Origin of the sequence: Arenibacter sp. S6351L (assembly GCF_023016025.1) — a bacterium.
Classification (GTDB): Bacteria; Bacteroidota; Bacteroidia; order Flavobacteriales; family Flavobacteriaceae; genus Arenibacter; species Arenibacter algicola_B.
This window is the reverse complement of sequence record NZ_JALKBB010000033.1, coordinates 1-14,394: the sequence shown is the minus strand read 5'-3', so window position 1 is coordinate 14,394 and position 14,394 is coordinate 1. Positions and strand designations below refer to the sequence as shown.

Genomic DNA, 14,394 nt, shown 5'->3' with positions numbered 1-14,394 from the left:
TCTTCATGAACAACAAAATAAAATCAATTTTAGAAAATAAAAATCCAACAAAATGATTCAAAAAGACAAGTGGGCATGGGCATGGGTTCCTGTTTTATACTTCACACAAGGCATTCCATACGTACTTGTAGTTACAGTTTCGGTAATAATGTATAAAAAACTGGGTATCAGCAACTCAGATATCGGTTTATACACCAGCTGGCTGTACCTTCCATGGGTATTAAAACCCCTTTGGAGTCCGTTTGTGGACCTCAATGGCACCAAACGAAAATGGTTTTTGAGCATGCAGCTAATAATTTCCCTTGCCATCTTGGGAGTGGGATTAACCGTTCCGACATCCATATTTTTTACTACTACTTTGGCCTGTTTTTGGATGGCGGCTTTTGCTTCCGCAACCAACGATATTGCATCGGACGGATATTACATGTTGGGCCTAACGGAAAAAAAACAGGCCTTCTTTGTAGGTATGCGCAGTACCTTTTATCGCCTGGCCATGATCACCGGTCAGGGACTCATTGTTATCCTCGCAGGATTTCTGGAAAACTATTATGGAGACAACACAAAGGCATGGTCCGTTACCATGATCGCCGCTGCCATTTTAATGTTGGCATTGACCATTGCCAACTTTTTTGTCACTCCAAAATATGAAACATCCGAAGCCATTGTCCAAGTAAAACCTGAGGGATTTTTGGATGTATTTATTTCCTTTTTTAAGAAGCCCAATATTGGAATTGCCTTGGCCTTTATTTTAAGTTATCGACTCGGAGAATCCCAGTTGGTAAAAATGGCCGCACCCTTTTTGTTGGACAAAACCTCAGCGGGCGGATTGGAATATTCCACCGAGGCCGTAGGGACCATTTACGGAACAGTGGGAGTAATTATGTTATCCTTGGGAGGAATACTTGGTGGTATCCTTATTTCCAAGGATGGATTAAAAAAATGGATGCTGCCCATGGTACTGTCCCTAAATCTACCCAATGCCATGTACGCCTTTTTGGCCTTGACAAAAACCACTAGCATAGTCGCTGTTGTGGCAACAGTGGTTTTGGAACAGTTTGGTTATGGCTTTGGATTTGCCGCCTTTCTAATCTTCCTGATCTATATTGCCGAGGGAATTTCAAAAACCTCGCACTATGCCATCGCCACCGGATTTATGGCTTTGGGAATGATGCTACCGGGTATGGCAAGTGGCTATATACAGGAATGGCTTGGATATGGAGGTTTTTTTGTTTGGGTGGTCATTGCCGCCCTACCTGCACTCTTCCTTTTAAAATTTATTAAATATCCCGCCGATTACGGTAAAAAAACCAATACCGATGATGTTTAAAATTACACCCTATAACACAGCTGCAACCCAGCTTGCCCTGAGCGAGAAAGTTGGTCAATTGTTTATGCCTGCCGCCTTCATCAATGATAGTGAAGAAGAGATTCAGGAATTGGAAAGCCTTATTTCCAAACAACATGTAGGCGGCCTTTGTTTCTTTCACAGCAGGGCTAGCGCTGCGACCAATTTTGAAGGAAAAAAGAAAATTGTTTATAATGAACAAAGCTTAACCACTCTCAAGAACCTTATCCTTCGATACCAAAATGCAGCAAAATATCCACTGCTAATAAGTATTGATGCAGAATGGGGATTGGCCATGCGCATAGAAAATACACCCCAATATCCTTATGCCATAACGCTAGGGGCCATTCAAGATAATGACGAATTAATTTTTAAGGTAGGACAACAAATAGCTATGGATTGCAGAAAGGCTGGAATTCATTGGAATTTGGCACCTGTAGTGGACATTAACAACAACCCCAACAATCCCGTAATTGGCTACAGATCCTTTGGGGAGGATAAATTGAATGTCACCCAAAAAGCCATGGCCTTTATCAAAGGTACCCAAAGTGTTGGTGTTTTAAGCTGCATCAAACATTTTCCCGGCCACGGCGATACGGCTACGGATTCCCATCTTGGATTACCGATAATTAATAAATCCAAGGAGGCCCTTATGGCAAACGAACTTTATCCCTTTAGGGAAACCATTAAAAATGGAGTGGATAGCGTTATGGTGGGACATTTATCCATACCCTCTTTGGACAATGGCGAGGGTACTCCAGCAACGATTTCCAGCACCATCATTAAAGGTCTCCTGCGACAAGAACTTAATTTTAATGGCGTGGTTATATCCGATGCCTTGAACATGCATAGCGTAAGCAAAATGTTTCCCAAAAAAGGGGAACTGGAATGGCGTGCCTTTGATGCCGGCAACGATATCCTTTGTTTTGCAGAGAACACAGAAGAAGGAATTCTACAAATAATGGATAATGCAGATCCTAGTGAAATAGAAGAACGTTTTAAACGGGTGTGGAAATTAAAGGAACAAGCCTTTGCTTCCTATACCTTATCAAACACGGAGCAAGGGGAAACCTCCAATTTAAACAAACAATTGGCTAAGGAAAGTCTTACCTTGTTGACGGGTACCGATAAAATTCTTAGCGACTTTAAAGGAGAAGGCTTTACTTGTCTCTCCTTAGGGGAAGCCATTAATAAAACCTTTGCGGAAGCTGCCTCCAAGATTGCCGCTAAAGGACCAAAAAATGAGGATAATATCTTAATAGCCCTTTATCCGCCAAAAGTTAAACCGCAAAATAATTTTGATCTCAAAACTGAGGAGCTAAAACAGCTGCAGCACTTACTAAGAACAAAGAAGGTTGTTCTATATGTGTTTGGAAACCCATATGTACTAAACCTAATTAATTATAAGGATGCCAAAGCAGTGGTTGTGGGATATCAAAATTTTAAAGAGTTTCAAGATAATGCCTTGACCCATTTCTCAGGCGAAATTATAGCAAAAGGGATATTGCCAGTTACAATTAATTTAAGAGAAATTTAAAAAAACATGGAGAACAACATTATCAAATCCTGGAATAAAAATGCCCTTGAGTGGATCAAGGTAATTGACAATGCCGATTTTGAATCCAGGAAATTCACCAATAAAGCCATATTGGAATTAATCGGCAATTCTCCTGCCATCAAAATTTTGGATGTGGGCTGCGGGGAGGGCTGGCTCGCTAGAAGCCTTGGCGCCATGGGTAAAGCCGTTGTGGGCCTGGATGCCATTCCTGAATTATTGGAAAACGCCGAAAAAAAAGGCCCAGGCACTTATTATCAAATGTCCTACGAAGACATCATTTTAGGAAACCCCATCCCGGAAGCACCCTATGATGCGGCTGTTTTTAACTTTTGCCTTTATCAGAGGGAAGGGTTAAGCCAACTCCTAAAACAAGTGAAAAAATCGCTATCCGAAAATGGATATATCGCTATACAGACCCTTCACCCCTTTTTCTTATTGCAAAATAATCTGGAGTATAAGAGCCAATGGATCAACGATTCATGGAAAGGACTGCCAGGTAATTTCACGGACGGTCATTCCTGGTATGCCCGTACCTTTGAATCATGGTTGTCCGTAATTAAGAAAGCCGGACTTCAATTGCACCAATTACAGGAAGTAACCAATGATGACAACAAACCTTTGTCGGTGATTTTTATACTGTCCGAGTAGATCCAGGACATCCATATAAACCACAATAACAACAATAATTAAAAATGAAAACATATAAAGTCATCGGGCTAATGTCCGGAACCTCCTTGGACGGATTGGACCTGGCTTATTGCCATATATGGGAAACCCCCACCGGTTGGGATTTCGAGATTAAACAGACGCATAGTATTTCCTATAGCGAAGAAATGCAAGCAAAACTTAAAAACTCCATTTACCTTCCCGCAGACCAATTGCTACAATTCCACAATTCCTATGGCAGTTGGCTAGGGTTACAGGCCAAGGATTTTATAAAAACCCATGCATTGGAAGTGGATTTTATTGCCAGTCATGGCCACACCACCCATCACCAACCCCAAAACGGACTCACCTTTCAAATAGGTTCTGGCCAACATTTGGCCAATGAGAGCGCCACAAAAGTAATATGCGATTTCCGGACCAACGACGTGGCCTTGGGCGGACAAGGTGCTCCCTTGGTACCTATAGGGGATCAACTCTTTTTTAGTCGGTACGACTATTGTTTAAATCTGGGTGGAATTAGCAACATATCTTTCGAACAAAATGGCGTAAGATTGGCCTATGACATAGGATTGGCCAATATGATCCTCAACCATATTACCAAAAAAATCAACCTGGATTATGACAAAGGAGGTGCTTTGGCAAAGACCGGAAAGATAAACAAAGAAATGTTGGATCAACTCAACGATCTGGAATTCTATAAATTACCCTTTCCAAAGTCTATTGGATTTGAATGGTTTGTAGAGAAAGTGGTCCCGATTGTTGACGGTACCAAGGACAGTATTGAAAATTTACTGCATACCGCGGTTCATCACATATGCGATCAGATAGCCCTTCAGGTAAAGGCTCAAAAGAACAAAACAAACAAGAGCTTATTTGTTACCGGGGGTGGCGCCCTAAACACCTTCTTAATGGATTGTTTACAGGAAAAACTTGGAGCGGATACTAAAGTGGTTGCACCCTCAAAAACCTTGATCGAATATAAAGAGGCCTTGGTATTTGCGCTTATGGGAGTCTTAAGGGAGGAACAGAAAATTAATTGCCTTAGTTCCGTGACGGGAGCCAAAAGAGACTCATTTGGAGGTGTTATTTATTTACCGGCTTAAAACATATCGTTTGGTATATTAAATCAAAACCTTATCTTGGTTACCTAATTATTACCTCTTTACAAAACCAAAGACATAATGAGCGAGAAACAAAAAAAGGCAACCGCCTATTGGAAGGAAAATGTGCGTTATCTATTTATTCTTTTAGCCATTTGGTTTGCCGTTTCATTCGGGGCCGGGATATTATTTAAGGATGCCTTGAACACTATAAAAATCGGTGGTTTTAAATTGGGCTTTTGGTTTGCGCAGCAAGGATCGATCTACGTTTTTGTGATTTTAATATTTGTTTACGTACGCCTTATGAACAAGTTGGACAAAAAATATGGCTACAACGAATAGCCACATTGAAATTTCCAACACCGGTTATAAATACCGAAATACTTTTGGGCTTACCACCCAATTGGCCAAAAACACAATCCAAAATATCAACCAAAAAACTTAAAATATGAGTGTTCAAGTCTGGACGTACCTTCTTGTAGGAATCACCTTTACCCTGTACATAGGAATAGCTATTTGGTCCAGGGCAGGATCAACAAAAGAATTTTATGTTGCCGGTGGTGGCGTTTCCCCCCTGGCGAACGGAATGGCCACTGCGGCCGACTGGATGTCCGCTGCCTCCTTTATCTCCATGGCCGGAATTATTGCCTTTGCAGGTTATGACGGTTCAGTATACCTAATGGGCTGGACGGGCGGCTATGTGCTCTTGGCCCTGCTACTTGCCCCGTATTTAAGAAAATTCGGAAAATTTACGGTACCCGATTTTATAGGGGACCGCTATTATTCCAATACCGCCCGTATGGTGGCCGTGTTCTGCGCCTTGATTGTTTCCTTTACCTACGTGGCGGGACAAATGCGGGGTGTTGGGGTAGTCTTCTCCAGATTCTTACAGGTAGATATCAATACAGGGGTCATCATTGGTATGGTCATAGTACTTTTTTATGCTGTCCTGGGAGGCATGAAAGGAATTACCTATACCCAGGTAGCACAATACTGTGTACTTATATTCGCCTTCATGGTCCCTGCCATTTTTATTTCCTTTCAAATGACAGGCAACCCCGTACCCCAACTGGGAATGGGATCTACCCTTAACGATGGTTCCGGAACCTTTTTAATGGATCGGTTAAACGGATTGTCCACCGAATTGGGCTTTGCCGAATATACCGATGGCACTAAATCGGTCATAGATGTCTTCGCCATTACCCTGGCATTAATGGTGGGTACAGCAGGCTTGCCCCATGTTATTGTACGGTTCTTTACCGTTAAAAGAGTTAAGGATGCCCGTAAATCTGCTGGGCTGGCCTTGTTGCTGATCGCCATCTTATACACTACCGCCCCGGCCGTTTCCGTTTTTGCTAAAATTAATTTAATAGATACTGTGAGTAATGAGGAATACAGCCTTATGCCCGCCTGGTTTAAAAACTGGGAGGAAACCGGATTATTGTCATTTGATGACAAGAACAAGGATGGCATAATTCAATATGTAGCCGATAAGGATAAAAATGAGTTAACGGTAGATAACGATATCATGGTACTGGCAAACCCTGAAATTGCCAACCTTCCGGCATGGGTAATTGCCCTAGTAGCCGCTGGAGGTTTGGCTGCTGCCCTTAGTACAGCAGCTGGATTGTTATTGGTCATCTCGGCATCTGTATCGCATGACCTGATCAAGAAGGTTTTTAAGCCCAATATCTCTGAAAAAGGTGAGCTGTGGGCAGCAAGAGGTGCAGCAACTGTTGCTGTGGTTATTGCAGGGTATTTTGGAATTAACCCTCCTGGATTTGTAGCAGCAGTGGTTGCCCTTGCCTTTGGACTGGCGGCAGCCTCGTTCTTTCCTGCCATTGTCCTGGGCATTTTTTACAAAAAAATGAACAAGGAAGGCGCCATTGGGGGCATGGTCGTAGGGATTAGTCTAATGCTGTTCTATATGGCCAAATTTAAGTTGGGCTGGTTGGGCGAAATTCCAGATAAGTCGGAATGGTGGTTCGGAATATCACCGGAAGGCTTTGGGACCGTGGCCATGATCGTAAACTTTATAGTTGCCCTGGTCATCAATAGATTTACTCCGGAACCGCCGGAAAACGTCCAGGAAATAGTGGAGAACATTAGGATTCCCAGTGGTGCAGGAGAGGCTGTAGACCACTAAACCAGACAGTTGACTCCAGAGGTTAAGGGTTTAAAAAAACGTAAATTAAACACAAAGAATTGCCCACTTTGTGCAAGGAACGGAACAAACCTCTTATTTTCCTGTTAAGGTTTTAATACATTCTCATAAAATTGACATTTCAGTATCAAATTCATATCAGGAAACCTTCCTTTTATGGATGATTTATATAAATTTATAGAAATTTTAGAAACACGATGAGCAATTATCACATTAAGCATTTAGAAGAGTACTACCAAGTTTATCGAAAATCGGTTCGCGAACCAGAAAATTTCTGGGGAGAAGTGGCCGAAGAACATTTTTTATGGAGAAAAAAATGGGACAATGTTTTAAGTTGGGATTTTAAAAAGCCGGAGGTAAAATGGTTCGAAGGGGCACAACTTAACATCACAGAAAATTGTATAGATAGGCATCTACTGACCAGGGGAGAAAAAACGGCCATTATTTTTGAGCCCAACAATCCGGAAGAAGAAGCCCAGCATATTACGTATCATCAATTGCACGAACGCGTCTGCCAATTGGCCAATGTATTAAAGGACCAAGGTGTTAAAAAGGGAGATCGGGTTTGTATTTACCTTCCCATGATTCCGGAATTGTCCATTGCCCTCTTGGCATGTGCCCGGATAGGAGCAATACATTCTGTGGTGTTCGCAGGTTTTTCATCAACGGCCTTGTCCACACGAATCAATGATAGTGACTGTAAATTGGTAATTACATCGGATGGATCCTATAGAGGTTCAAAATCCATTGATCTTAAGGGCATTGTAGACGAAGGACTTGAGGATTGCCCAGGGGTTAAAACGGTTCTGGTGGTAAAACGCACCAATGCGCAGGTAAATATGAAGGAAGGTCGCGATAAATGGCTGCAACCTTTGTTGGAGAACGCATATATGGATTGTGTACCAGAAATCATGAATGCCGAGGATCCTTTGTTTATATTGTACACCTCTGGTTCCACTGGAAAACCTAAAGGCATGGTACATACTACAGCCGGATATTTGGTATATACTGCCTACACCTTCAAGAATGTTTTTCAATATACCGAAAACGATGTTTACTGGTGTACCGCGGATATAGGGTGGATTACCGGACATAGTTATATTGTCTACGGTCCCTTGGCCAATGGCGCCACTACTCTAATGTTCGAAGGAGTACCCAGCTATCCGGATTTCGGAAGGTTTTGGGAAATCGTGGAAAAACACAAAGTAAACCAGTTTTATACCGCACCTACAGCTATCCGTGCCCTTGCAAAACAGAATATTGCCTTTGCAGAAAACCACGACCTGACTTCTTTAAAAGTTTTGGGCTCCGTTGGGGAACCCATCAACGAAGAAGCTTGGCATTGGTACAATGATGTTATTGGAAAAAAGAATAGTCCCATTGTGGATACTTGGTGGCAAACAGAAACTGGAGGCATCATGATAACGCCCATTCCTTATGTAACCCCCACCAAACCCACCTATGCTACCCTGCCATTTATTGGAATACAACCTGCATTAATGGACGAGCAGGGCAAGGAACTCAAAGGCAACCAAGTAGAAGGTAGACTATGTATAAAATTCCCATGGCCAGGAATGGCAAGGACCATTTGGGGTAATCATGACAGGTATAAGGATACCTATTTCTCGGCCTTTCCCAACAAATACTTTTCTGGGGACGGTGCCCTAAGGGACGAGGTAGGATATTATAGAATTACCGGTCGTGTAGATGACGTAATCATCGTATCTGGCCACAACTTGGGTACGGCCCCAATAGAGGATGCCATAAACGAGCACCCAGCAGTGGCAGAATCGGCCATAGTAGGCTTTCCGCACGATATTAAGGGCAATGCACTTTACGGCTATGTAATCCTTAAGGAGACCGGGGAATCGCGTAACCACGATAATTTAAGGAACGAAATTAACCAGATCATCACAGAGCATATTGGCCCTATAGCCAAACTGGACAAGATACAGTTTACCTCTGGCCTGCCAAAGACCCGTTCCGGCAAGATCATGAGACGTATCCTGCGCAAGATTGCCAGCAGGGATATGAACAATTTGGGAGATACCAGTACACTGCTAAATCCTGAAGTAGTAGAAGAAATTAAGGACAACGTACTATAATTAATTTGGTGGGGCATTGCCACTTTATGGAAAAACATAAAGTGGCCGTGCTTTCCGCTAAATCTTTTTTATGCCCAAAACTTTATAGCCGTTTTTAATACTTACCCATCGGCCTAAAAAAGGATGCCGCTGCAATCACTAATGCAGGCTATTCCTAAAGACCCCTAGCCCCTATTTAGATCGTCTTATTGTATACTCTTATCCCAAAATGGTTCTTCAAGAAAATGTAAAAAGGCCATGGGCTAATACCTATTGGGAATTAAAGTACAGTTCATGGATCATAGAATCCACCGCGCAAAAAGCTCCACGAATATCGGAATTGGGAAGCGTTTACTTTCCATAGTGCAACAACCTAATAATTTTCAGCTGAAGATCAATTTATTTCCCCTAATCGTATTATGGTTACTCATAACACGAAATAGTTTAATCGTACTATAAACTTCCTTTACTATCCAATTCCTGAACAATAGTCGTTAGCTGATCGTGGGTAATTGGCTTCACAATATAATCGGTGATTTCGCTTATTTTCTTTGCCCTATCAATATCCACAGGGTCTACCGATGAGGAGACCATATATATCGTTATTTTCTTTCCCAGCTTTGGCTTTATCTTTACATATTCCTCCATGAATTGAAATCCGTCCATGATCGGCATATCTATATCCAAAAAAATCACATCCGGAAGTTCCTTATCATTGTGTAGATTATCCAACATAAAATCCAAAGCCTCTTCACCATCCGAAAAGACCATAATCTTATCGGTCAAATTAAGTGATTTCATGGTCTTTACCATGGTAAATTGATATATATCATCATCATCAACAATACAAACATTTAAAGAACTACTCATTTACTATCTAATTAAAATTAATACTAAATGTGGTGCCCACATTTACTTCACTTTCAGCTGAAATAGAACCGCCATGCGCTTCTATTTGCGTTTTGGTCATGAACAAACCAATTCCCCTGGCATCGGGATGCCTGTGAAATACCTTGTTCAAACCAAATAATTTATGGCCATGCCTTTTTAAATTTATTCCTTGCCCGTTGTCAGTGACTTTCAAGAATTTTTTACCGTTTTCAATTCCAGAGGTTACATATATTTCAGGTACTCTATCCGCGCTCCTGTATTTTAGGGCATTTCCAACCAAGTTAAGAAAAATACTTTCTAAATAAATTTTATTGTATGCAATATAAGGCAATTTTGAGAAATCGCTTTTAATTACGGCTCCAGTACCCATAATTTCACCTGCAAGTATTTCCTGTGTTTTAACCATCACCGAATTAAATTCAATTTCCTCTAGCCTATCCTCATTATTATTTTTCCTAATGTTTAAAGCCTCTACCAAGGTATTGAGCGTTAGCGTAAGATGATCGATAACGGATTCAAATTTTTGGAACAGATCCTCACGCTCCTCCTCACTTTGGGCAAGTTTATAAAACCCTAAAAGTGAATTCAAGTTGCTCACCGGAGCTCTTAAATTGTGCGAGGTTATCTGGGTAAAATCTGCCAGCTTGGTGTTTTGGGCAACTAATTTTTTTGCAAAGACCTCTAATTCTTCCTTGGCCTTCAATATTTTTCCCTCTGCTATTTTATGGGAGGTAATATCCCTTATGGCCGCCGATACCAATACTCCTTCTTCCGTTGTAAGGGGGCTTAGACTTATTTGTATAGGGATTAATTTTCCTTTTTTATTAATTCCAAATAATTCTTTTCCCTCCCCCATATCCCGGGTTTTTGGGTTGGCAAAGAAATCTGACCGATGACCAGGATGTTTGGCGCTATAAGCCTCAGGAATTAGGATTTCCACGGATTTATCTGTCAATTCCTTGGCACTGTACCCGAATAATTTTTCCGCCTGTTTGTTGATCATATTAATTTTTCCAGCTTCATTGACGATCACCATGGCATCTGGAGCCGACTCTAACAGTCCCCGAAATTTTATTTCCTGCAGCCGCTGTTCCGTTACATCCTGGCAGGTGCCCACCAACTCAATTACCTCTCCTGCGTCATTGGTCATAATTTCTGCCAATAGCTGAATATTCTTTACCGTTCCATCCCTTAACTTAATCCGATGTAATAAATCCGGGAATTTTTTTTCCTCCAAAGAATATTGCACATGATTTGTCACCAATTCCTTATCCTCTGGATGCACAAATGAAAAATAGGTATCGTAAGTCAAACGAGTCTCTATATCAACATTAAAAATCTTATATAAATTGGAAGACCATATTACCTCATTGGTAGTCGTATTCCATTGCCAGTTCCCGATCATGGACAGACGCTCAGCAAAATTAAGGACTTGATTTTTTCGCAATAGCTCGATCTCCGCATTTTTTATGGCAGTAATATCAGAGGCTACCGTTAAAGATCCGGTTATTTCTCCATGCGTATCTTTAATGGCCGATATAGTAACCTGAACCGTAATTTTAGAACCATCTTTCTTTATATAGGTCCATTCCCTTACATCAAATTCGTTATTTTCCGCCAACCCCTTTAAGGGATACTTACCATATTTTTGGGACAAATCCTGCCTAAACCTTTCCACCTCCTCCATATTTGCAAATACACTAGGTATCTGTGTACCAATAATTTCAGAAGCCGAATAACCCAATAAATACTCAGCCCCATGGTTGAAATGATTTATAACCCCTTTGTCGTCCGTCGTGATAATGGCAACCGACTTGGAATTGAATATGGCATTTAATTCGGCATTGGCATTACTCAACGCCTGTTCCGCTAATTTTCCTTCATTAATATCCTGGAAAATCCCAGAAAGGCCTACACATTTTCCATCTATAAATTCCCCACTTCCAATGGCGCGGGTCCAAAGGGAAGTCCCCTTTGCAGTTACAAGCTCAACCTCAACATCATAGGGTTGCCCGGTTAGCATAGCCTCGTTAACCACGCGCTGGATGGTTTCACGACTTTCCCCTTCTTTATAGAAATTAATAGCGGTTTCCAATTGAGGTCGATAATTTTCAGGCACCTCATGTATTTCACATACCATCTTGCTCCAATAAACTTCATTGGTTGAAAGATTAACCTCCCAAGTGCCAATTCGGGCCACTTCATTGGTCTTATCCAATATTTGAATCATACGTGCCCGTTCTTTTTCGCTTTCCTTCTGAGGTGTTATATCTCCAGTATGCATAAGCAAACCTCCTATCTCACCCTCTGAAATATACCAAGGCCGCACATCCCAATAGATCCATTGTATTGTTCCATCTGCACGTTTAAACGGTGCCTCGTCACAAATATCAATGGCGCCATTAAGGCATTTTTGATGGTTAGCTTTCCAATCTTCCCCTATTTCAGGGAATAGGTCATAATGCGACTGGCCAATTATTTCCTTGCCTTCCATTTTATAATCCGTGACCCAACGTTGGGACACTGCTATATATCGCATGTTCTTGTCCAACATCGCAATGGCAGTGGGTGCCTGTTCAATAAAGATTTTATTATACTGTTCTCTTCTTTCAGTATCCTTTTTAGACATATTCAACTCCCTGAGATTTAAGGAAAATTCCTAAAATTAATATTTAATGGTCCTCGCATTTAAACTCATATATCGGCACCAACGATGACATCCCTTAACAATTAAAAGGCCAAAATAGTTGGGTATGAGTATAAATTTCACACACTTGGTTCAAAATTCATATCCATTTGTTAAAATTAGTATATTTTTCCTACATAAGTGGAAGGCAACAAAACTTACCTATCCATTGTAGATTTTTAGAAGAGTATCTGAAAAACAAAAGGTTCCCTAAGTCCAATTCAGCAAATAGTACAAAACATGCTGCAAATACCATTAAAAGGTAACTTACAATCAATTTACGAATTGATGGAGCACTATATATGGATCCTTAAATTGAAACACCTTCTTAACCCTAAAATGTACTAACACTAAATTCATTATATTAGCCTTCCCCTCTTTTTTTTATAGCCTTAAACATATCTCCCTTTAAACCAATCCACCAATGAAGGAAACCAATGAACATCTAAAACGGGAGGTCGGTGTTTGGGGCCTAAGTGCCAACTTAGTCAATATTATGATCGGCGCCGGTATCTTTGCCCTTCCTGCCATTGTTGCTGCCGGATTAGGTACTTCCAGTATTTACGCATATTTATTCTGTGGCCTGCTAATTACCCTGGTAATGCTCTGCTTTGCTGAAATAGGCAGTAAAGTAACTACTTCGGGAGGAGCCTACACATATATTGAATCTTCTTTTGGACCCTATTTTGGTTTTCTAACAGTAATTCTTTTTGTGCTTTCCGCCTTATCGGCAGACGGGGCTGTTGCCAATGCATTGGTAGATGTATTGGGTTCTATTTTTCCTTTTTTTAAAACCGATTATGTTAGGACGTTGGTTTTCTTTATCCTGTTTGCCGGACTGGGCTATATTAACGTTAAAGGAATTAAGGAAGGAATGGTTTTGATAAAAACAATTACTCTCACCAAACTTATTCCACTTCTATTACTGATATTCTTTTCATGGGGACATGTTTCATTTAACAACCTTATAATCGATTCCACCCCAACAATTTCAGAAGTTGGCGCTATATCCCTTATTCTATTTTTCGCATTTCAGGGTGCCGAGACCGGATTATCTATAAGTGGCGAGGTTAAAAAACCAAATAGGACAATTCCAAGGGCAATATTTATAAGTATCATTGGTGTTTTAATTCTTTATATCCTTATTCAAACAGTATCACAGGGCGTGCTAGGGGCTTCCTTGTCCACTTATACCGAAAACCCCTTAAGCATGGTAGCCCAACAGGTTTTTGGTCCCATTGGTTTTACTATAATCACGATAGGTGCCGCGATTTCCATCCTAGGAAATTTAAGTAGTGAAATATTGAGTATGCCACGTGTACTTTTTAGGGCCTCTAAAGATAATGTACTTCCCCTTAGACCACTCTCAAAAATCCACGACAGATTCTCCACTCCCTACATCGCAATAATTACATATGCCACAATTGGGTTTCTATTGGCTTCCCTAGGGGGATTTGAACAATTGGCCGTTATTTCAAGTGCATCAATACTACTGGTTTATCTTGGGGTATCCCTTTCTGTGATAAGTTCAAGAAGAAAATCGGGCAAAACTACCAAACACCAATTTAGGATACCTGGAGGTTACCTGGTGCCTATACTCTCGGTAATTATTATTGTTTGGTTACTATCCAACCTTGAACGCAAAGAGGTTATTGGGTTTGGGGTTTATATTGCCATACTGACTTTGATATATTTCCTTAAGGACAAATTTTGGAAGAGAAAGTAGAAGTGTCAACAATCCTAAAAATTAATAATCAAAAATTTAGTTTTAAAGAACAATGGGATTAAGCCAATTTAGCTTTGTCCAATTTAGTAGAGAAAGACAATTCTTTTTTAACCCTAGAATTTTTGAACATGTACAAACGAGCTACTTTGTTTTCGTTTTTAACAGAAACTTCAT

10 protein-coding genes are annotated in these 14,394 nt (G+C 40.8%); 8 read left to right on the top strand and 2 right to left on the bottom strand.

The window, feature by feature from the left end; genetic code table 11:
• Positions 1-52: 52 nt before the first annotated feature.
• The 7 genes from MWU82_RS20690 (at position 53) to acs (ending at position 8,938) form a co-directional block, all read left to right on the top strand.
• Complete coding sequence (locus tag MWU82_RS20690) at positions 53-1,327, top strand: MFS transporter (protein ID WP_215947075.1); 1,275 nt, start codon at positions 53-55, stop codon at positions 1,325-1,327.
• On the top strand, positions 1,317-2,882 hold the full coding sequence (locus MWU82_RS20685; protein ID WP_247097761.1) for a glycoside hydrolase family 3 protein: 1,566 nt from the start codon (positions 1,317-1,319) through the stop codon (positions 2,880-2,882). The genes MWU82_RS20690 and MWU82_RS20685 overlap by 11 nt, the downstream gene beginning before the upstream one ends.
• A 6-nt stretch (positions 2,883-2,888) precedes the next feature.
• A complete protein-coding gene (locus MWU82_RS20680) occupies positions 2,889-3,551 on the top strand; it encodes a class I SAM-dependent methyltransferase (protein ID WP_247097760.1) in 663 nt (220 codons plus the stop codon).
• Positions 3,552-3,595: 44 nt separating this feature from the next.
• Positions 3,596-4,672, top strand: coding sequence for an anhydro-N-acetylmuramic acid kinase (locus tag MWU82_RS20675; protein ID WP_247097759.1), 1,077 nt, complete (start codon positions 3,596-3,598; stop codon positions 4,670-4,672).
• Between the two features lie 78 nt (positions 4,673-4,750).
• Positions 4,751-5,011 carry a DUF4212 domain-containing protein gene (locus tag MWU82_RS20670; protein WP_215947072.1) on the top strand — a complete coding sequence of 87 codons (261 nt, stop codon included), beginning with the start codon at positions 4,751-4,753 and terminating at the stop codon, positions 5,009-5,011.
• 106 nt (positions 5,012-5,117) lie between these two features.
• Positions 5,118-6,815: a sodium:solute symporter family protein gene (locus tag MWU82_RS20665; RefSeq protein WP_247097758.1), complete on the top strand. Its 1,698-nt coding sequence runs from the start codon at positions 5,118-5,120 to the stop codon at positions 6,813-6,815.
• 215 nt (positions 6,816-7,030) lie between these two features.
• Entirely contained in the window at positions 7,031-8,938 is a 1,908-nt protein-coding gene (acs, locus tag MWU82_RS20660) for an acetate--CoA ligase (protein ID WP_247097757.1), read from the top strand.
• Between the two features lie 432 nt (positions 8,939-9,370).
• Here acs and MWU82_RS20655 read toward each other — a convergent pair whose 3' ends face one another.
• Both MWU82_RS20655 and MWU82_RS20650 read right to left on the bottom strand, forming a co-directional pair.
• On the bottom strand, positions 9,371-9,787 hold the full coding sequence (locus MWU82_RS20655; RefSeq protein WP_281502456.1) for a response regulator: 417 nt from the start codon (positions 9,785-9,787) through the stop codon (positions 9,371-9,373).
• Positions 9,788-9,794: 7 nt separating this feature from the next.
• Entirely contained in the window at positions 9,795-12,437 is a 2,643-nt protein-coding gene (locus MWU82_RS20650) for a PAS domain S-box protein (protein WP_247097756.1), read from the bottom strand.
• A 481-nt stretch (positions 12,438-12,918) separates the two neighbouring features.
• On the opposite strand from MWU82_RS20650, the gene MWU82_RS20645 reads away from it, so the two are divergent.
• Complete coding sequence (locus tag MWU82_RS20645; RefSeq protein WP_247097755.1) at positions 12,919-14,220, top strand: APC family permease; 1,302 nt, start codon at positions 12,919-12,921, stop codon at positions 14,218-14,220.
• Positions 14,221-14,394: the final 174 nt, after the last annotated feature.